Source organism: Streptomyces cinnabarinus, assembly GCF_027270315.1.
Taxonomy (GTDB): Bacteria; Actinomycetota; Actinomycetes; order Streptomycetales; family Streptomycetaceae; genus Streptomyces; species Streptomyces cinnabarinus.
The window spans coordinates 6,926,595-6,944,944 of sequence record NZ_CP114413.1 but is presented as its reverse complement, the minus strand read 5'-3'; the positions used below and the strand labels follow the sequence as shown (position 1 = coordinate 6,944,944).

Below are 18,350 nucleotides of genomic sequence, written 5' to 3'. Positions count from 1 at the left end.
TCGGAGGGGCCCTTATGGCGAAGCAGGAACGCGCCATCAGGACGCGCAGAGCGATCCTGGAAGCCGCGGGTGCGGTGTTCGACGAGCACGGCTACGCCTCCACGACGATCTCCATGGTGCTGGAGCGGGCCGAGGTCACCAAGGGCGCCCTGTACTTCCACTTCCCTTCCAAGGAGTCCCTCGCCCAGGCGGTGCTGGACGAGCAGGTGCCGTTCGGCGCGGTGCCGCCGCAGCCGTGCAAGCTCCAGGAGATCGTGGACATGAGCTTCGTCTACGGCCGGCGCCTGCTGAGCAACCCGCTGCTGCAGGGCAGTGTGCGACTGACCGTGGACCAGGCCACGCCTCCCGGGGTCGACCACTCCGGGCCCTTCCGGCAGTGGGCCGACCATGTGATCGACCTGCTGGAAGAGGCCGACAAGCAGGGCGAGTTGCTGCCCACAGTCGTGGCCAGGGACACCGTGGAGCTGCTGGTCGGGTCCTTCGCCGGCATTCAGCTGATGTCCCGGGCGCTGACCGGCCGGGAGGATCTCGGCCACCGCATCTCGGTGCTGTGGGCGCACGTCCTGCCGAGCATCGCGGTGCCGGGGCTGCTGGGCCGGCTCGACACCGCCCCGGACCGGGGCGCGCGGATCCTCGCCGCGCTCGGCGAGGACGGGGAGCTGGTGCGGAGGGACGAGCCATGATCCTGCTCACCGGGGCGACCGGCACGGTCGGCGGGCTGGTCGCGCGCCGCCTGCGCGGCACCGTTCCCCTGCGGCTGCTGACCCGCCGCCCGGAGCGGGCCGCGGACCTCGCCGGGCCGCAAGTCGAGGTGGTGGGCGGCGACTTCGACGATCCGGGGAGTCTGCGGCGGGCGCTGACGGGTGTGACGTCTGCACTGCTGGTCACCGCGAACCCGCTGACGCACGCCCATGACGAGCACTTCCTGGCGGCGGCGCGCGCCGGCGGGCTCCGGCATGTGGTGAAGCTGTCGGCGCTCGCGGTCACCGACCTCGACGCCACCGACCTGATCACGACCTGGCAGCGCGACAACGAGCAACTCGTCACTGACTCCGGCCTGTTGTGGACGCATCTGCGGCCGCGCGCGTTCATGTCCAACACGCTCGGCTGGGCCATCTCCATCCGCGCGGAGGGCGTGGTGCGGGCCGCGTGCGGTACAGCGGTCAACGCCACCGTCGATCCCCAGGACATCGCGGACGTGGCGGCGCTGACGCTGCTGGCACCCGAGGCGCACGCCGGGCGGGCGTACCCGCTCACCGGCCCGGAGGCGATCAGCCCCGTGGACCAGACGAAGATCCTCGGCGAACTGCTGGAACGGCCCTTGGCGTTCGACGAGTTGAGCGAGGAAGAAGCCCGGCGGCGGCTGCTCGTACGCTATCCGGCACCGATCGCCGAGGCGCTCGCGGAGAGCGCGTCCCGGGGCCGGGCCGGGGCGAAGTCGGAGGTGGACCCCACCGTCGCAGAACTGCTGGGGCGGCCCGCCGGGGACTACCGGCGGTGGGCGCTCGGTCATCTGGCCGCGTTCCGCGGCGACGGGACATGACGACGGGCCGGCCGATGCCCCATCCGCACCGGCCGGCCCGTCCGCTCAAGCGGTCGGAGCTTCAGCTCAGAAGGTCAGCTTCCAGCTGTTGATCCGACCCGTGTCCTGCGCCGCCGTGTCCTGCACCCGCAGCTTCCAGGTGCCGTTCGCGACCTCGCTGGAGGCGTTCACCGTGTAGGTGGCGATGACGTTGTCCGCGGAGTCCGAGGAGCTGGCGGACTTCAGGCGGTACGTCGAACCGTCCGGCGCCACCAGGTCGATGACCAGGTCACCGCGCCAGGTGTGGGTGATGTCCACGCCGACCTGGAGCGCCGAGGGGGCGTTGCCGGTGCGGCCGGAGACCGTGATCGGGGACTCGATCGCGGAGCCGGCGTCCGGGATGGAGACGGCCGAGGTGCTGGTGAAGGTGGTGCCCCCCGTGGAGCCGCCGCCGGAGCCGCTCACCGCCTGCACCGTCTTGGTCGCGTCCGCCAGGCCCGCGCCGCAGCCACCGGAGCAAGTACCGGCCAGAGCCCGCGAGTTGGTCTTGATCGCGGACTCGATCTGGGCCGGGGTCAGCTCGGAGTTCGCCGACTTCATCAGCGCGGCGAGACCCGCGATGTGCGGGGCGGCCATGCTGGTGCCCTGGTAGTACTCGTAGCTCTCCGCGCCCGGACCCTGCGCGCCGGAGTTCAGCGTGGACAGGATGCCGTTGGCGGTGGTGGCGGTCTCACCGCCGGGGGCGGCGATGTCGACGACGGTGCCGTAGTTGGAGTAGGAGGCGCGGTTGCCCTGCCGGTCGGCGGCCGCGACGCTGATCACGTTGGCGCAGCTGGCCGGCGAGTAGTTGGCCGCGTTGGCGTTGCTGTTGCCCGCCGCGACGACGACGGTGGTGCCGCGGTTCACGGCGCCGTTGATCGCGTTCTGGGTCGCGGTGGAGCAGGTGCCGCCGCCACCGAGGCTCATGTTGATGACCTTGGCGACGTTGGTGTTGGCCGGAACACCGGAGACGGTGCCGCCGGATGCCCAGGTGATGGCGTCGATGATGTCGGAGTCGTAGCCGCCGCACTTGCCGAGCACGCGCAGCGGGGAGACCTTCGCGCCGTAGGCGATACCGGCGACGCCCTTGCCGTTGTTGGTGACACCGGCGATCGTGCCGGCCACGTGCGTGCCGTGCCAGGAGGAGTCGTAGGCCGGGTCACCGGAGGCGCACTGGTTGGCGGCGGTCCAGTCGCCCACGTCGGCCGGGTTGCTGTCCCGGCCGTTGCCGTCGCCCGCGACGGTGGTGTCCGAGATGAAGTCGTAGCCGCCGACGATGTTCGCGGCGAGGTCGGAGTGGGTGACATAGCCGGTGTCGATGACGGCGACGGTGACTCCGGTGCCGGTGGCGACGTCCCAGGCACCCGGCACGTTCATGCCCGCGGTGGTCTCGAACAGGTCCCACTGCTTGCCGTACTCGGTGTCATTCGGCGTGGCCAGCGGCTTGTTCAGCCGGTCCGGTACGACGTAGGCGACCTGCGGGTCGGCCTGGTACTCGGCGACGACGTCGGCGACATCGGCCTTGGTGAGGTCCTCGCCGAGGTCGACGAGGGCGGCGCCGGTGCCGAGGCGGCGCTGGAAGTCCAGCGACTCGCCGGCCTCCTTGCCCTTGGCGGCGGCGTCCGCGTCGGCGGCCTTGTTCGACTTCGCCTCGGCGGCGCCGGACTTGTAGCCGACGATGAGGCGCTCGGCCGGGGCGCCGGGGGCCGCCTCGGTACGGGCGGTGGGGGCGTCCTTGGTGGTGGCGGAGTCCTGGGCGACGGCCACCGTGGCGGTAGCGGCCGTGAACAGCGCGGCGGAGACCGCGGCGACGGATATCAGCTTCCGTCGCACGGGGGGAGAGGTACGCAAGGGATTGCCTTTCGTGGCCGTACTCCGGGCAGCGCGGAGCGGCGGTCAATTCGCTTCGTCGTCGAAGCGGAGGGGGGCGAACCGAGAACCGAAAAGCGTTGCGCTGTGGCCGGCCAGGCGCGGTGGGGACCGGCCCTTCAGGGGTTACCTGTGGGTCGGCTGTGCTGGAACGATAGGCAAACAGAAGGTCATAGGGATACAGGGGAAACCCTCGATCCGGCCGGAAACCAACCCTCGTGGTCAGCCGGTTGACTGCTTGTGTCCGCTTTTGCAGGGGCTCGCGCCCCGCTGAACGCGCCGGGCCGCTCGCCCGTACTGGACAGAAGCAGACCCCGCACTGGACAGCAGCGGACACCCGCCCGGCCGAGGAGACCCCCACATGACCCGGACCCGCGCCCGGCTCGCCACCGCCGTCGCGGCCCCTGTGCTGCTCGCCCTGTGGGGCGCGACCCCGGCCGCCGCGCACGGCGCGCCGACGGATCCGGTCAGCCGGGTGATGGCCTGCTCCCCCGAGGGCGGCGCGGACGCCCGCTCGGCGGCCTGCCGCGCGGCCGTCGCCGCGAACGGCACGCCCTTCACCGCCTGGGACAACCTGCGCATCGCGAACGTGAACGGACGGGACCGGCAGATCGTCCCCGACGGAGAGCTGTGCAGCGGCGGCCTGCCCGCCTACAAGGGCCTGGACCTGGCCCGCGCCGACTGGCCGTCGACCCGCCTGAACCCCGGTGCCGCGCTGACCATGCGGTACGTCTCGACGATCCCGCACACCGGCACGTTCCGGCTCTACCTCACCGAGCAGGGCTACGACCCCACCGGTCCGCTCTCCTGGTCCGACCTCCCGGAACAGCCCTTCGCCGAGGTCCGCGACCCGGCGCTGACGGACGGCGCCTACCGCATCCGCGCGACCCTGCCGAAGGACCGGACGGGCCGTCATGTGCTGTACACGGTGTGGCAGAACAGCAGCACTCCGGACACGTACTACTCGTGCTCGGACGTGGTGTTCCCGGAGCGGGAGACGGCGCCGACGCGAAAGCCGGAGAGCACGAGGAAGCCGTCGGCCGGGGAGACCACGAAGAAGCCGGAGACCACGGCGCCCGCGGCGACCACGGAGAGCCCCGAGGTCGCCAGGAGCCCCGACAGTTCCCCGGTCGCGCAACGCCGTACCGCGGCCACGACGTCCGCACCGGACTCCGGCCCCTCGGCCCCGCTGCTCGCGGGCGGCGCCGCCGCGGTGCTTCTCCTCACCGGGGGCGCCACCCTGGCCGTACGCCTGCGTCGGAGGTGAACTCCGCGGCTACGTCCGTCAGTTGACGAAGACGAGCTCGCCGCCGTCGGTCACCGGGGCGTACTTGGCGGTGAAGTAGCCGTTCGCGAAGCAGAGCGAGGAGCCGGACGTCTTCGTGAACTGCTGGGCCGTGAAGTTGATGCTGTTGTCGTCGTTGCTCGCCGTGCCGGTCAGGCTCGGCGCCTGGTAGACGCAGGTGATGGCGCCCAGCAGCGTGCGCAGTTTGACGGTGGTCCGGACGGTGGATCCGCCCGCCGGGGTCACCGTGACGGTGCCGTCGGAGGTCACGGTGGTGCCGTAGGGCAGGTTGTCGACGGTGATGCTGCTGACGCCGAGCACTCCGAGGACGTTGCTGGTGCAGCTCGCGCTGTCGAAGGTGTGCGCGCCGAGCGACTCGGTCGCGGTACCGGGAGCGGCCGGGTTGTCCATGACAGTGGCGGTGAACTGCGAGGACGTGCAGGAGACACCGCTGGTGCCGGTCGCGCTGGAGTAGAGGGTGGCGGTGGTGCCACTGGCCAGCGGTGCGGTCAGGACGTCCCCGACGGCGACGGGTGTACCGCCGGCGCTGCCCTTGGTGAGGACCGGGGTGTCGGCGGCCGAGGCGGGGCCGGCGAGGGGAAGCGCGCAGGCGGCGGCGGTGCAGATGAGGGTGAGCAGGGTGCGAGTGCGCATGCGGGGGCCTCTTCTCCGAAGCGGGGGGTTGGATTTCAGAGGGGGCCGTCCCGTCCGGCGCCACGGATCCGGGCCGAGCCAGGGAGAGTTGTAGACCTGATTGACCGTCAACGTCAAGACAGACAAGGCGAGTTGGCGAGTTCGCAAGTGCCGGGTCACAGCTGACACATATCCAACACTCTTTTTTCACAACTGCCTTGACCCTCAAATGTAACCCCGGGTAACTTCCTCGAACGCTACCGCGGAGTACGGGAAAGCCCTTCCGCGCCCTCCGCTCGTCCGCCGCTGTCCGCGCCAGGACAACGTGCCCGAAGACCTGGGAGCAGACATGGAAAGCGGTACCAGCAGCAGACCGGGGCGCGTCCGCGCCCGGCGCGCCGCCGTACTGGCGGTCCCCGCCACCCTCACCCTCGCCGGGCTCGCCGTGCTCACCGCCCAGGGCGCGCTGGGTGTGCAGTTCGCGATCTCCGGGATGCCGTTCACGGTGACCGCCACCGAGCTGAACGGCACCGGCTTCGAGCAGTTCGGCGGCCTGGACAACATGGCTCCGGGCAGCCCCAACGAGGGCGACACCGGAGGCCAGGTGCTGGTCGTCACCTCCGTGATCAAGGACGCGACGCTCACCAGGCTCTGCCAGAGCGTCGACCTCGGCGGCGTCAATCTGCTCATCACCGCGGGCAGCGGCGCGGAGAAGGTGACCGCGAGCGATCTGACCACCGACTCCACCGAGCTGTCCGGTGACGCCGCCTTCTCCAACATCGAGATCGGCAACGACGCCAGCACCCTCACCAAAGGCGGGGTGCAGGGCCCCAAGGGCGTCTTCAGCCAGCAGGCCGACACCGTGCGCATCGCCGATCTGCGGCAGACCAACTACGCCACGACGGCCGGGGTGTTCAAGCTGCCGGGCCTCAAGCTCCGCTTCAGCGAGTCGGGTTGCTGATGCTGTCGATGTCCCGCACGGGCTTCCGCCGCTGGCGGGGCGAGCGGCCGTTCTGGGGCGGGCTGCTGCTCGCCCTGGGCGGCGCGGAGATCCTGTTCACCGAGAAGGCGTCCATGAAGGTCGTCCTGCACCTGGGGATGCAGGGCCTGGCCGGATATCTCCTGCCGACCCTGATGCTGCTGCTGGGTCTGCTGATCCTCTTCAACCCCACCCAGCGCCTGTTCTACTCGATCACCGGGCTGCTGCTCTCCCTGGGCACCTGGCTCACCTCGAACCTCGGCGGCTTCTTCCTCGGCCTGCTCCTCGGCGCCACGGGAAGTTGTCTCGCCTTCGGCTGGCTCCCCGATCAGGAGCCGCGCCGCGGCCGCCGGCAACGTCGGCGCGCGGCGCAGCGGGAGGCGGGGGAGCCCGCCTGAACCCGGCTCCCCCGCCGCCCGTCACCCCTGCCACTCCCCCGTCACCACGGAAACCGGCCAACGCGGTCCACCTCATTGACGTACTCCCGTCACACCCCTACTTTCTGATCGCTCCACCGAACTTCGTTCGCAATACCGAACATTCATCCCGCGTATCGGCCGCGACCGCCCCTGGAGTCCCCCCATGACCGCTCTGTCCCGCAGAACCCTCCTCGGCCTGGCGGCGACCGCCCCGCTGGCCGCGACCGGTGCGCTGACCCTCGGCGCCGGGACCGCGTACGCCGCGGACTCGGCGTATGTGATGGCCTACTTCACCGAGTCGAACACCATGCTGGAGGCCGACTACGGACTGCATCTCGCGGTCAGTACCGACGGGCTGCGCTGGACACCGCTGAACCAGAGCGCCCCCGTGGTCACCCCGACCGCCGGTGCGGGCGGGCTGCGCGACCCGTTCGTGCTGCGCAAGCAGGACGGCACCTTCGTGGTGCTGGCGACGGATCTGAGCGGCACCGACTGGAGTCGCACCAGCGTGTACATCCATGTCTGGGACTCCACCGACCTGCGGTCGTTCACCGACTACCGGCTGCTCAAGCTGCACGACATGACCACCACGCACAGCTGGGCGCCGGAGGCCTATTGGGACGCGGGGCGCGGGCAGTACGGCATCCTCTACTCCTCGGTGAACAGCAGCGGCCACAACGTGATCATGGTCAGCTACACGACCGACTTCCGCACGACGACCAGTCCCCAGGTCTTCTTCGATCCCGGCTACGACGTCATCGACGGCAACCTCACCATCGGCGTGAACGGCGTCAACTACCTCTATTACAAGAGGGAAGGGACGCTCGTCGGGGCTCGGTCGTCGTCCCTCGGCCCCGGCAGCTTCACCCCGTTCAGCACCGCGGTCGCGCACGGCGGCACCGAGGCGCCGACGGTGGTGAAGTCACTGACATCCAACACCTGGTACCTGTGGGGCGACACCTACACACCCAACGGGGTCTTCTACGTCTGGCAGTCGACGAATCTCGCGTCCGGAACCTGGGCCCCGCTCGACCAGAAGCTGTACACGCAGCCCCTCAACTCCAAGCACTGCGGCATCCATCCGATCACCTCGACCGAGTACGCCAACCTGCTCACGCGGTGGGGCGCACCGGCCTGGAACCGACTCAAGTCCTACAACTTCCCGGACCGTTACGTCCGGCACAGCGGTTTCCTCGGGCGGATCGACGCCTACCCCTTCGACCCGTTCCCGGACTCCCAGTGGAAGCTGGTGCCAGGGCTCGCAGACTCCTCCGGGGTGTCGTTCCAGTCGGTCAACTACCCGACGCGCTACCTGCGGCACTACAACAACGCGCTCCAGCTCGACGCGAACGACGGCACCTCGGCCTTCGCCGGGGACGCGACCTTCTACCGTACGGCGGGGCTGGCCGACGCTTCCTGGGCGTCGTTCCGGTCGTACAACAACCCGACCCGGTACCTCCGTCACTACGGCTACGCGCTGCGGATCGATCCGATCTCCACGGCCACGGAGCGGCAGGACGCGACGTACCAGGTCGGGTACTGAAGGCTTGTGATCAGTCCAGGCCGACCGACGCCAGCCAGGCCTTCGCCACGTCGAGCGGGTCCTTGTTCTCCAGCTGGACCTGGGAGTCCAGGTCCAGCAGGGTCGTGGTGTCGAGCTTGGCGGAGACCGCGTCGAGGGCGTCGATGCCCTCCTGCGACAGGCCCGACTTGTAGACCAGCGGGGTCACGTTGGCGAAGCCGAAGAGGTTCTCCGGGTCCTTCAGGACGACGAACTTCTCCTTGGTGATGGTCGGGTCCGTGGTGAAGATGTCCGCGGCCTGCACGGTGTTCTTCGTCAGCGCCGCCTGGGTCAGCGGACCGCCCGCGTCGAGCGCCTTGAAGGACTTGAACTCCAGGCCGTAGACGTCCTTCAGGCCGAGCAGGCCCTGGTGCCGGGTCTGGAACTCGGGCGAACCGCCGATGACCATCTCGGGGGCGATGTCCTTGAGGTCGGCGAGGGTGGAGTCGGCGGTCAGGCCGTGCTTCTTCGCCGTCTCCGCGTTGACGCTCACGGAGTCCTTGTCCTCGGCGGGCGAGGACTCCAGCAGCGTCAGCTTCTTGTCGAGCTTGGTCTTCACCGCGGCGTTCACCGCCTCGGCGCTCTTCTGCTCCGCCTTCGGGTCCAGGTACGCCAGCAGCGAGCCGTTGTACTCCGGAAGCACCGTGATGGAGCCGTTCTTCAGCAGACCGTAAGTGGTCTCACGGCTGCCGATGTTGGGCTTGTAGGTGACCTTGAGGCCCTTGGCCTTCAGGGCCTCGCCGTAGATGTCGGCGAGCAGGATGGACTCGGCGAAGTTGTTGGAGCCGACGACGACGGTGTCGCCGCTCGCCTTGTCCCCGGCCAGGGGATTGTCGTTCTCTTCGTCGGAGGAGCCACACCCCGCGAGCAGGGCCGCGGTGGCGGCGAGCACGATGATGGACCTGCTGCGTGAAGCGGTAGAAGTCACGGAACTGATCCAATCCAGCGGCTTCTTGCTCAGTCAAGAGAATCCGGGTCACCGATTGGCCTCAATGAGTAGTCAGTTGTGACCGCATGTGAAGACGTATGCCTCAAGAGGCGATAGTCTCCCCGCAGTTGACGCCAAAGGCCGATCAAAACCAGGAGGAATGGTGTCCACGAAAGAGGTGGACGCGTCCACCACGACACACAATTCCCCGCTCGGCATACGGCGCTTCATCGACCGTCGGCCCTTCCGCCGCAAGCTCAATCTCCTGGTCGGCGTGCCGCTCGCCGTAGTGGCCGTGCTGCTCGCCTACCTCATCAACGACCAGCTCGACCAGTCCTCCGAGGCATCCGACGCGGCCCGGCTGGTCCGGGACAGCGCCGAGGTGGCCACGCTGGTGGACCGGGTGGAGGCCGAGCACCAGCAGGCCATCCTGCTCTCCGTACGGCACGAAGCGGCCGGTGAGGGCGCCGCCCCGCCCTCCACGGACGCCTACGACCGGGCGCAGACCGCGGTGGACGCCCAGGTCGTCAAGGTCCGGGAGACCTTCGGCGACCGGCTGCCGGAGACCGAGGCGCGGGCGCTCAAGGAGATCAGCGCCCTCGGCAGCCTCCGGGACACCATCGAGCAGGGCTATCTCCCCGCGGACAACATCGATCCGGCGTACACCAACGCCGCCAAGGGCGTCATCGACGGCCTGGGCCTGGACCGCAACGCCGGTCTCGCGGCCACCTTCACCGGCAATCTGCTGGACTCGCTGCTGCGCGCCGACGCCGCCCACAGCGCCTTCGAGACCGGGGTGTTCTCCGCCTCCACCGGTGACTCCAACGCGCTCATCGAGTTCATCGGCGCGGTCGGCTCGTACGAGGTGTACACCTACCAGGCGGACCGTTTCGCCCGGTTCGCCACCGCCGAGCAGACCGAGGAGCTGCGCGGGATCGAGCACAGTTCCCCGCAGGCCCTCATCGTCCGCCAGTACGCCGAACTCCAGATCGACCCGGGCACCCTCCAAGCGGACTCCCCCGACGAGATCCGGCGGTCCTTCCAGGCCGCGCTCGTCTCCTACCCCGCCTACCGGGAGCAGGCCGAGATCCGGCTCGGGATCACCGCCTCCCTCATCGACCAGATCGCCGACCGCGCCGAGGACGCCTCCGGGGACGCCGCCTGGCGCGCCGGACTGCTGCTCGCACTTGCCCTGTTCGGCTTCGCCTTCTGGTTCGCCCTGTCGGTCATGGTCCGCCGCTCGGTGGTCCGGCCGGTGCAGGCCCTCACCGGCGCCGCCCGGGAGGTCGCCGAGGTCGCGGACCGTGAGCTGGCCCGGGTCGCCGACGACGACGCCGAGGACGACGGCCCGCCCCGGCTGCGCGAGGTGCCGGTCACCGCGCGCGACGAGATCGGCGACCTCGCCGAGGCCTTCAACCGGGTGCAGACGACCGCGGCCGCGCTGCTGGAACGCCAGGTGCTCAGCCGCCGCAACGTCGCCGAGATGTTCGGCAACGTCGGCCGCCGCGTCAGCAACCTGACCACCCGCCAGCTCTCCCTGATCGACGCGGTCGAGCGCGGCGAGACCGACCCCGAGCTGCTGGAACGGCTCTACAGCATCGACCACATCGCGGTCCGGCTGCGCCGCAACGCCGACAGCCTGATGCTGCTCGCGGGCATCCGTGAGTCGGGCCTCGGCTCCGGTCCGCTGGCGCTCACCACCGTGGTGCGGGCCGCGCTCGGCCAGATCGAGGGGTTCCAGCGGGTACGGCTCCAGGCGCGCTCCGAGGCCGCGGTGGAGCCGGACGTCATCGGCGACCTGACGCTGATGGTGGCCGAACTCCTGGAGAACGCGGTGTCGTTCTCGCCCGCGGGCGCCCCCGTCGAGGTGACCGTGGCGGCCGGGGCGGACGGCGAGTCCGCGTCGATCGTGATCTCCGACCACGGTCTGGGCATGAGCGCCGAGCGGCTCGCCGAGGAGAACGCCCGCCTCGTCCGCCGTGAGCGTCTGGACCTGGTGCCGACCAAGGTGCTGGGCCTGTTCGTGGTCGGTACGCTGGCCCGCCGCTGGGAGATCGAGGTGACGCTGACCCGGACGCCGGGCGGCGGTGTCACCGCCGAGGTCAGCGTGCCGTCGTCGCTGCTGCTGCCGGTGCCGGAGGTGGCGGAACCGGTGACCGCCAAGGCCCCGGCGGCCCCAGAGGCTCCGGAGACCCTGGAGGCCCCGGAGGTTCCCGCGGACGAGGCGCCGGCCACCGGCCCGCTCCCCGCGGCCGCGGCCCCGGGCTCGGTCCCGGCCGACTCCGGCCCCCTCCCCCGCCGGCTCCCCCGGCGCGAGGGTCCCGCCACCGACGTACCCCCTGCCGATCACGCGCGCGCCGACCGGCCGGAAGCCCCGTCCGGCTCCCGCCCGCTGCGCCGACGCGTCCGCGGTGCCACCCTGCGCACCACCGAGGACACCGGCGCCCACCAGGTGCTGCGCCGGTCCGTCCACCCCGCCGACGCCGACGCCGTACGGTCCGCGCTGGAGGAGTTCGAGGCGGGCGTGGAGCGGGCGCACCGCGACAGCGACACCACCCAAGAGACCCCGATCCCCGACCAGCGGGACCAGAACAACCTCCCGGAAGGAGCGGAGCAGTGAGTACGTCGACAGGTGGCACTCCGGCAGAAGCCGCCACACCGGCCGAGCTCCAGGCCGCCGCAGCCGACTTCACCTGGCTGCTGAATCGCTTCGCGACCGAGACCGCGGGTGTCGTCGACGCCATCGCCGTCTCCTCCGACGGGCTGCTGATCGCGGTGTCCGAGCTGCGTGAGCACGCCGACTCCGAGCGGCTCGCCGCGATCGTCTCGGGCATCACCAGCCTGGCTGCCGGGGCCTCCGGCAACTACGGCCTCGGCAGCCTCAACAAGGTCATCATCGATCTGGAGGGCGGGCATGTCCTGGTCTCCGCGATCGGCAGCGGCGCGGTGCTCGGCGTGGTCACCGACAAGGAGGCCAAGCTCGGGAACATCGCCTACGAGATGACGCTGTTCGCCAACCGCGCCGGTGCCGCGCTCAGCCCGCAGCTGGTGCTGGAGCTGAAGAACAGCGTCGGCGCCGCGTCGGCCCGCTGACCGGCTTCCGGCTGGTTCCCGAGAAGGACGGTTACGGACCTCATGGCGGACGGCATTCCACCCCCGGGCCCCGACCCGGTCGGCCCCGCCCCCGCCGTACGGCCGTTCCTGGTCACCGCCGGCCGGGTGGCGCCCAGCCCGTCCGGCCGGACGATGCCCGTCGAGACCCAGGTGGTGGCCACCGCCGAGGGGCTCGGCGCGCTGGAGCTGCTCTCCTTCGAGCAGCACGACATCGTTGCCGCCTGCAGGCAGCCGCAGTCCATCGCGGAGATCGCGGCCCGGCTGCGGCTGCACCTGAACGTCGTCCGGGTGCTCGCGGAGGATCTGCGGGCCGAGGGACGGCTGACAGTGCACGTGCCGAACGCCGATGCCGTCCACGATTCATCCGTACTGCGAAGAGTGATCGATGGCCTGCGCGCCATCCCCGACTCCCGGGGGGTACTCCGTGACACCGACTGAACCGGCCGCCGCCGTACGACCGCCGCTGCCGGTCAAGATGGTGATCGCGGGGGGTTTCGGCGTGGGCAAGACGACCGCGGTCGGCTCCATCTCCGAGATCGAGCCGCTCACCACCGAGGCCGCGATCACGGAAGTCGCGGCGGGCGTCGACGACTTGACGCACACCCCGGGCAAGACGACCACGACCGTCGCCATGGACTTCGGGTGCATCACCATCGACCCGACGCTGAAGCTCTATCTGTTCGGTACGCCCGGACAGGAGCGGTTCGGGTTCATGTGGGACGACCTCGTCGAGGGCGCGGTGGGCGGGCTCGTCATCGTGGACACGCGGCGGCTGGACGACTGTTATGCCGCGGTCGACTACTTCGAGCACAAGGGGATCCCGTTCGCGGTCGCGGTGAACGCGTTCGACGGGAAGGTCGAGCATGAGATCGAGGACGTGCGGTGGGCGCTGGATGTGAGTGACGGGGTGCCGCTGGTGGTGTTCGACGCGCGGGAGCGCGGCTCGGTGCGGGACGCGCTGCTGATCGTCCTGGAGCAGGCGCTGGCCCGCACCGAAGCCTGAACTAACCCACGTGCGCCCTGCGTACGCCACGGGAGACCGTCAGCCTCGCCACCGCCCAGAACAGCCCCAGCGTCGCCAGCGCCATCGCCGCGACCAGCGTCGCTCCGCCCACGACCTTCTCGTAGTCCCGCTGGTACAGGCCGTCCACGATGTAGCGGCCGAGGCCGCCGAAGCTGACGTACGCCGCGATCGTCGCCGTCGAGACGATCTGGATCGCCGCTGAGCGCAGGCCGCTGAGGATCAGGGGGAGGGCGACCGGGAGTTCGACCCGGAAGAGGACCTCCGCCTCCGCCATGCCCATGCCGCGGGCGGCGTCGACGGGGGCGGGGTCGACGGAGCGCATGGCCTCGTAGGTCGTGACGAGGATGGGCGGGATCGCCAGCACCACCAGGGGAATCAGCACCGGGGCCATGCCCAGGCCGAGGAGGAGGAACATCAGGACCATCAGGCCGAAGCTGGGCAGGGCGCGGCCGATGGTGGCGATCAGGGCGAGTGTGTTGCCGCCCCTGCCGGTGTGCCCGGTCACCAGACCGACCGGGAGTCCTACAGCCGCCGCGATGCCGAGGGCCATCAAGGTGTACCCGATGTGCTCGGCGACGCGCGTGGGGATGCCGTCGTAGCCCTCCCAGTGGGCGCTGTCGCCGAGGAAGTCGGCCATGTAGTTGAGGATGTTCATCCGATGGCCTCCTTCGCCACGGTCGGACGTCCGCCTCGGGGCATCCATGGCGTCAGCAGCAGGCGCAGGACGATGAGTACGGCGTCCACGGCGGTGGCGAGCACGGCGGTGCCCACCACGGAGAGCCACACCAGACGCGGCTGGTCGTACTTCAGACCGGCGTCCAGCATGTTCCCGAGGGCTCCCTGGTTTCCGATCAGCATGCCGACGCTGACCAGGGAGATGCTCGACACGGACGCCACGCGCAGCCCGGCGATGATCGCGGGCGCGGCGATCGGCAACTGCACCTGGAGATAGCGCCGCACCGGCCCGAAGCCCATGGCGGTGGCCGCCGCCAGCGTCTCCTGCGGTACCGCGCGCACGCCGTCCACGATGGCCGGGACCAGGATGACCAGGCTGTAGACGGCCAGCGGGATCATCACCGTGGTCTCGCTCAGGCCGGTGTAGTCGATGAGGACCACGAAGAAGGCCAGCGAGGGAATCGCGTAGAGGACGGTGGTCACCCACAGCACCGGCGGGTACAGCCAGCGCAGCCGCACGCAGAGCTGAGCGAGCGGCAGCGACACCACCAGGCCGGCCAGTACCGGGATCAGCGCCTCGCGCAGATGGATTCCGACCAGGCCGAAGTAGCTGTACTCGAGGTAGCTCGGCATGTCGAAGAGCTCGCTCATCGCGCGACCTTCTCCGTCTTCACGACGCTCCGCGCACTCTTGGCGTGAGCCCCCCGGATCGCCTCGCCGATGGTCTGCTGGGAGACCACCCCGGCCGCCCGGCCCTCGCCGTCCACCGCGACGGCCCAGCCGGTCGGTGACAGCACGGCGCAGTCCAGCGCGGCCCGCAGCGAGTCCGTACCGGAGACGAACGGGCGGCCGTGGGGCAGAAGTCGGGCGGGCTCGATCTTCCCGGCGGTCAGCTCCCGCGGCTCGGCCCAGCCAAGAGGCTTGCCGTCCAGGTCCGTTACGAGGAGATAGGGGGCGTCGCCCGTGTCGCGGGCGGCGATCTGCTTGGCGCCGGCGTCGATGGCCACGATCGGCGTGGTGAGCAACTCCAGGCCCGCGGCGGGGAAGAAGGACAGCCGGCGGATGCCCCGGTCGGTGCCGAGGAAGTCCTCGACGAAGGCGTCGGCGGGGTTCGTCAGCAGTTCGGCGGGCGGGGCGAACTGGGCCAGCCGGCCGCCGGTGCGCATCACGGCGACCATCGTGCCGAGCTTGACCGCCTCGTCGATGTCGTGCGTGACGAAGACGATGGTCTTGCCCAACTCGCCCTGAATACGCAGGAGTTCGTCCTGGAGTCCCTTGCGGACGATCGGGTCGACGGCGGAGAACGGCTCGTCCATGAGCAGGACCGGCGGATCGGCGGCGAGGGCACGGGCCACGCCCACGCGCTGCTGCTGTCCGCCGGAGAGCTGGTAGGGATACCGCTTGGCGAGCGCGCCGTCGAGGCCGACCCGGTCCATCAACTCCCGTGCGCGGGCCCGGGACTTCTCCTTGCCCCAGCCCAGCAGGCGGGGCACGGTGGCGATGTTGTCGAGGATGGTGCGGTGCTGGAAGAGACCGGCGTTCTGGATGACGTAACCCATCGACCGGCGCAGGGTGTTGACGGGCTGCTGCTGGATGTTCTTGCCGTCGAGGAGGATGGCGCCCTCGCTGGGTTCGACCATCCGGTTGATCATGCGCAGGGTCGTCGTCTTGCCGCAGCCCGAGGGACCGACGAGGACGGTGATCGAGCGGTCGGGTATCTCCAGCGACAGCCGGTCGACCGCCACCGTGCCGTCCGGGTACCGCTTGGTGACTGAATCTATCCGTATCAAAACGCCGAATACCCTTCGGGTCTGGCAGAAGTCGCCCGCTTCCGGCCGGGGTTGAGCAAGCCGTTGCCGGGAGAGTCTAGACCTCTCACCAGATGAGGACTCCGCCTCCCATGTCCTGTGCACGCACTGCCGTCTCCTCGATGATGGACAGTCGGGAGCCGATGTGGTCGGCGTGCTGGGTGACCGTCCGGTCCGGGGAGCAGGTGAGCGTGGCGAGGTGATCCAGGTTCTCCTTGACCAGGGCGCATTCGGCCAGGAACGCCGGTATCTCCCCGGGCGCGACCAGGTCGCCGACGACCAGGGCCGGGAAGAACCGGGCGCCGAGGGAGCGGATCGCCCGGGAGCCCCAGACCTTGGTGCGCCAGCTCTCCGGACCGGCCAGGTCCAGGACGCCCTCGGGGGTCGGCTGGACGTCGATGTCCCCGTCCTCCCGGAGCAGGAAGATCTCCACAGTCAGACTCATGGCCGCAGTTCACCATGGTGAGCGCGGTCGGAACGACCCGTTTTCGGTGGGCGCCGGGATGTCGGCCGCAGGCGTCCGCGTCCCGCATGGTGGAGTCATGAGCGAGCAGCGGCGCTTCGACGTCTGGCAGGCGGGACCCGGCTACGAGCGGTACATGGGGCGGTGGAGCCGGAAGGTGGCCGAGCGGTTCACCGCCCTGGAGGGGCACGCCGACGGGCTGCGCTGGCTGGATGTGGGGTGCGGCACGGGGGCGCTGTCGGCGGTGCTGACCGCCCGGTGTCGGCCGGCGGTGGTGCTGGGCTGCGACCGGTCCGCCGAACTGGTGGCGACGGCCCGGGTGACGGCGCACGGTCCGGTGGGGTTCGCGGTGGCGGACGCGCGGGCGCTGCCGGTGCGGGACGGGTCGTGGGACATGGCGGTCAGCGGTCTGGCGCTCAACTTCCTTCCCGAGCCCGCCGAAGGGGTCGCCGAGATGGCCCGCGCGGTGCGGCCCGGCGGGCGGGTCGCCGCGTACGTCTGGGACTACGCCGAGGGCATGGAGCTGCTGCGCCGGTTCTGGGACGCGGCCGCGGCGGTGGATCCGGCGGCGGCCGAGCTGGACGAGGGGCGCCGGTTCCCGATGTGCAGACCTGACCCGCTGTACGCGCTGTGGACCGGGGCAGGTCTGGAGGAGGTCCGGATCACCCCGGTCGTCGTCCCTACCGTCTTCACCGATCTCACCGACCTGTGGGCCCCGTTCCTCGCGGGCCAGGGCCCGGCCGCCGGCTATGTCACCGGCCTCCCGCCCGAGGACCGGGACCGCCTGCGCACCGCGCTCGCCGAGTCCCTCCCCGCGGAACCGGACGGCACCATCGCGCTGGCGGCCCGGGCCTGGACGGTCCGCGGGACCAAGCCCTGAGCGTCGGCGCTACGCCGCCACCGGCACCCCCTCCGTCCGCAGCACCCTCCGCTCCGCGTCCACCGCGAACACCTGGCAGCCGGGGCGGGCGGAGGCCCAGGCGATCCCTTCGGCGCCCATCGCGAAGGCGGCGGTCGCCGTGCTGTCGGCCTCGGTCAGGGAGGGGGCGACGACGGTGACGCTGAGCAGGCCGGTCGCCGGGCGCCCGGTGCGGCCGTCGAGGATGTGCGCGCCCCGCTCGTAGAGCGCGGAGGTCGCGACCGCCGCGTCGGTGATCTCCAGGACCGTGCACAGCCGGTCGGCGCGCTCGGGATGCCGTACGCCCACCCGCCAGGGCCCGCCCGCGGCGACCACGTCACCGCCGGCGTTGAGGCAGAACCGCTCCACCCCGGCCGCCCGCAGCAGCTCCGCCGCCCGCTGCACGGCCCAGCCCTTGACCACCGCGCAGGGATCGAGGCCCCGCCCCGGCAGCCGTACGTCGAAGGCGCCGCCGGTGGCGACCCGGTACTCCTCGCACAGGCCGAGGACCTCGGCGAGGTCGGCGCTGACCTCGCCGGGGCCGATCTCGCCCCGGTCCAGCCGGGACACCTCGCTGCCGTGCTTGAACGGGCTGAACCGTTCGTCGACCTCGCGCAGCCAGGCGAAGACGGCGTCCACGGCGGCACCGGGGACCTGCTCGTCGTCCACCCGGAGCGAGACCGGGAACCCCATGACCTGCTCGACGCGCCGCACCTCAGGCACCCTGCTGGTCGAGGGCGGCCTGGAGGGACTCCGTGTAGCCGTCGCTGGTGATCGTCGCGCCGGACACCGTGTCGATGTCCGCGCTCTGCGCTTCGAGGGTCTCCTCGATCAGCGTCGGTACGGCCGCCGTGGTCTGCGGGTGGTTCGGCTGCTGGAGCATCCGCACCGAGGAGATCGTGTCGCCGTCGAAGGTGACCTCGACCTGCACGGCCCCCTTCTCGGTGTTCACCACCGAGCCCTCGACGACGAGCGCGGAGCTGCCGGACGTGGAAGAAGAGGACGGGGACGGCGCAACAGTCTCCGTCGTGGACGGTGCGGACGCGGCTGGGGTGTCCGTCGACGGCGCATAGCGCCACAGCGGGACCAGACCGACGGCGGTCAGGACCAGGACGGGTATGGCTCGCTTCACG

General features: G+C 70.7%; 20 protein-coding genes. 11 read left to right on the top strand and 9 right to left on the bottom strand.

Annotation, left to right across the window (positions count from 1 at the left end):
• Window positions 1-14 precede the first annotated feature (14 nt).
• Entirely contained in the window at window positions 15-683 is a 669-nt protein-coding gene (locus STRCI_RS31500) for a ScbR family autoregulator-binding transcription factor (protein WP_269662338.1), read from the top strand.
• Window positions 680-1,543 (top strand): NAD(P)H-binding protein, encoded by an 864-nt coding sequence (locus tag STRCI_RS31495; protein WP_269662337.1) that lies wholly within the window; start codon window positions 680-682, stop codon window positions 1,541-1,543. Before STRCI_RS31500 ends, STRCI_RS31495 begins: the two co-directional genes overlap by 4 nt.
• A gap of 66 nt (window positions 1,544-1,609) precedes the next feature.
• On the opposite strand, the gene STRCI_RS31490 is transcribed toward STRCI_RS31495, so the two are convergent.
• On the bottom strand, window positions 1,610-3,412 hold the full coding sequence (locus tag STRCI_RS31490) for a S8 family peptidase (RefSeq protein WP_269662336.1): 1,803 nt from the start codon (window positions 3,410-3,412) through the stop codon (window positions 1,610-1,612).
• Between the two features lie 379 nt (window positions 3,413-3,791).
• Between STRCI_RS31490 and STRCI_RS31485 the strand changes: the two genes are divergently transcribed.
• Window positions 3,792-4,697: a lytic polysaccharide monooxygenase auxiliary activity family 9 protein gene (locus tag STRCI_RS31485; RefSeq protein ID WP_269662335.1), complete on the top strand. Its 906-nt coding sequence runs from the start codon at window positions 3,792-3,794 to the stop codon at window positions 4,695-4,697.
• An 18-nt stretch (window positions 4,698-4,715) separates the two neighbouring features.
• Here STRCI_RS31485 and STRCI_RS31480 read toward each other — a convergent pair whose 3' ends face one another.
• The gene (locus tag STRCI_RS31480; protein WP_269662334.1) at window positions 4,716-5,369 is read right to left on the bottom strand and encodes a Tat pathway signal sequence domain protein; all 654 of its coding nucleotides are present in this window, start codon (window positions 5,367-5,369) and stop codon (window positions 4,716-4,718) included.
• Window positions 5,370-5,697: 328 nt separating this feature from the next.
• On the opposite strand from STRCI_RS31480, the gene STRCI_RS31475 reads away from it, so the two are divergent.
• The 3 genes from STRCI_RS31475 to STRCI_RS31465 all read left to right on the top strand — a co-directional run bounded on the left by STRCI_RS31475 (window position 5,698) and on the right by STRCI_RS31465 (window position 8,289).
• The gene (locus STRCI_RS31475) at window positions 5,698-6,309 is read left to right on the top strand and encodes a DUF6230 family protein (protein ID WP_269662333.1); all 612 of its coding nucleotides are present in this window, start codon (window positions 5,698-5,700) and stop codon (window positions 6,307-6,309) included.
• Window positions 6,309-6,725, top strand: a complete 417-nt coding sequence (locus STRCI_RS31470) for a DUF6114 domain-containing protein (protein WP_269662332.1) — start codon at window positions 6,309-6,311, stop codon at window positions 6,723-6,725. Before STRCI_RS31475 ends, STRCI_RS31470 begins: the two co-directional genes overlap by 1 nt.
• Before the next feature lie 184 nt (window positions 6,726-6,909).
• Window positions 6,910-8,289, top strand: coding sequence for a glycoside hydrolase family 43 protein (locus tag STRCI_RS31465; protein ID WP_269662331.1), 1,380 nt, complete (start codon window positions 6,910-6,912; stop codon window positions 8,287-8,289).
• A 10-nt stretch (window positions 8,290-8,299) separates the two neighbouring features.
• Here the strand turns inward: STRCI_RS31465 and STRCI_RS31460 are convergent, their stop codons facing one another.
• Window positions 8,300-9,235: an ABC transporter substrate-binding protein gene (locus STRCI_RS31460; protein WP_269662330.1), complete on the bottom strand. Its 936-nt coding sequence runs from the start codon at window positions 9,233-9,235 to the stop codon at window positions 8,300-8,302.
• Between the two features lie 163 nt (window positions 9,236-9,398).
• On the opposite strand from STRCI_RS31460, the gene STRCI_RS31455 reads away from it, so the two are divergent.
• From STRCI_RS31455 to STRCI_RS31440, 4 genes are read left to right on the top strand one after another with little or no spacing between them, the layout of a single operon-like run.
• Window positions 9,399-11,855, top strand: coding sequence for a sensor histidine kinase (locus tag STRCI_RS31455; RefSeq protein ID WP_269662329.1), 2,457 nt, complete (start codon window positions 9,399-9,401; stop codon window positions 11,853-11,855).
• Window positions 11,852-12,328, top strand: a complete 477-nt coding sequence (locus STRCI_RS31450; protein WP_269662328.1) for a roadblock/LC7 domain-containing protein — start codon at window positions 11,852-11,854, stop codon at window positions 12,326-12,328. Before STRCI_RS31455 ends, STRCI_RS31450 begins: the two co-directional genes overlap by 4 nt.
• A gap of 42 nt (window positions 12,329-12,370) precedes the next feature.
• Window positions 12,371-12,787 (top strand): DUF742 domain-containing protein, encoded by a 417-nt coding sequence (locus tag STRCI_RS31445; RefSeq protein ID WP_269662327.1) that lies wholly within the window; start codon window positions 12,371-12,373, stop codon window positions 12,785-12,787.
• Window positions 12,735-13,352 carry a GTP-binding protein gene (locus STRCI_RS31440; RefSeq protein ID WP_269662326.1) on the top strand — a complete coding sequence of 206 codons (618 nt, stop codon included), beginning with the start codon at window positions 12,735-12,737 and terminating at the stop codon, window positions 13,350-13,352. The genes STRCI_RS31445 and STRCI_RS31440 overlap by 53 nt, the downstream gene beginning before the upstream one ends.
• Before the next feature lies 1 nt (window position 13,353).
• On the opposite strand, the gene STRCI_RS31435 is transcribed toward STRCI_RS31440, so the two are convergent.
• The 4 genes from STRCI_RS31435 to STRCI_RS31420 form a co-directional block, all read right to left on the bottom strand.
• On the bottom strand, window positions 13,354-14,028 hold the full coding sequence (locus tag STRCI_RS31435; protein WP_269662325.1) for an ABC transporter permease: 675 nt from the start codon (window positions 14,026-14,028) through the stop codon (window positions 13,354-13,356).
• A complete protein-coding gene (locus tag STRCI_RS31430; protein ID WP_269662324.1) occupies window positions 14,025-14,699 on the bottom strand; it encodes an ABC transporter permease in 675 nt (224 codons plus the stop codon). Before STRCI_RS31430 ends, STRCI_RS31435 begins: the two co-directional genes overlap by 4 nt.
• Window positions 14,696-15,838, bottom strand: a complete 1,143-nt coding sequence (locus tag STRCI_RS31425; protein WP_269662323.1) for an ABC transporter ATP-binding protein — start codon at window positions 15,836-15,838, stop codon at window positions 14,696-14,698. The genes STRCI_RS31430 and STRCI_RS31425 overlap by 4 nt, the downstream gene beginning before the upstream one ends.
• Window positions 15,839-15,923: 85 nt before the next feature.
• On the bottom strand, window positions 15,924-16,301 hold the full coding sequence (locus STRCI_RS31420; protein ID WP_269662322.1) for a hypothetical protein: 378 nt from the start codon (window positions 16,299-16,301) through the stop codon (window positions 15,924-15,926).
• Window positions 16,302-16,398: 97 nt separating this feature from the next.
• Here STRCI_RS31420 and STRCI_RS31415 point away from each other — a divergent pair, with 97 nt between their 5' ends.
• Complete coding sequence (locus STRCI_RS31415; RefSeq protein WP_269662321.1) at window positions 16,399-17,199, top strand: class I SAM-dependent methyltransferase; 801 nt, start codon at window positions 16,399-16,401, stop codon at window positions 17,197-17,199.
• 9 nt (window positions 17,200-17,208) lie between these two features.
• On the opposite strand, the gene STRCI_RS31410 is transcribed toward STRCI_RS31415, so the two are convergent.
• A complete protein-coding gene (locus STRCI_RS31410) occupies window positions 17,209-17,931 on the bottom strand; it encodes an FAD:protein FMN transferase (RefSeq protein ID WP_269662320.1) in 723 nt (240 codons plus the stop codon).
• 1 nt (window position 17,932) lies between these two features.
• A complete protein-coding gene (locus tag STRCI_RS31405; RefSeq protein ID WP_269662319.1) occupies window positions 17,933-18,349 on the bottom strand; it encodes an FMN-binding protein in 417 nt (138 codons plus the stop codon).
• Window position 18,350: the final 1 nt, after the last annotated feature.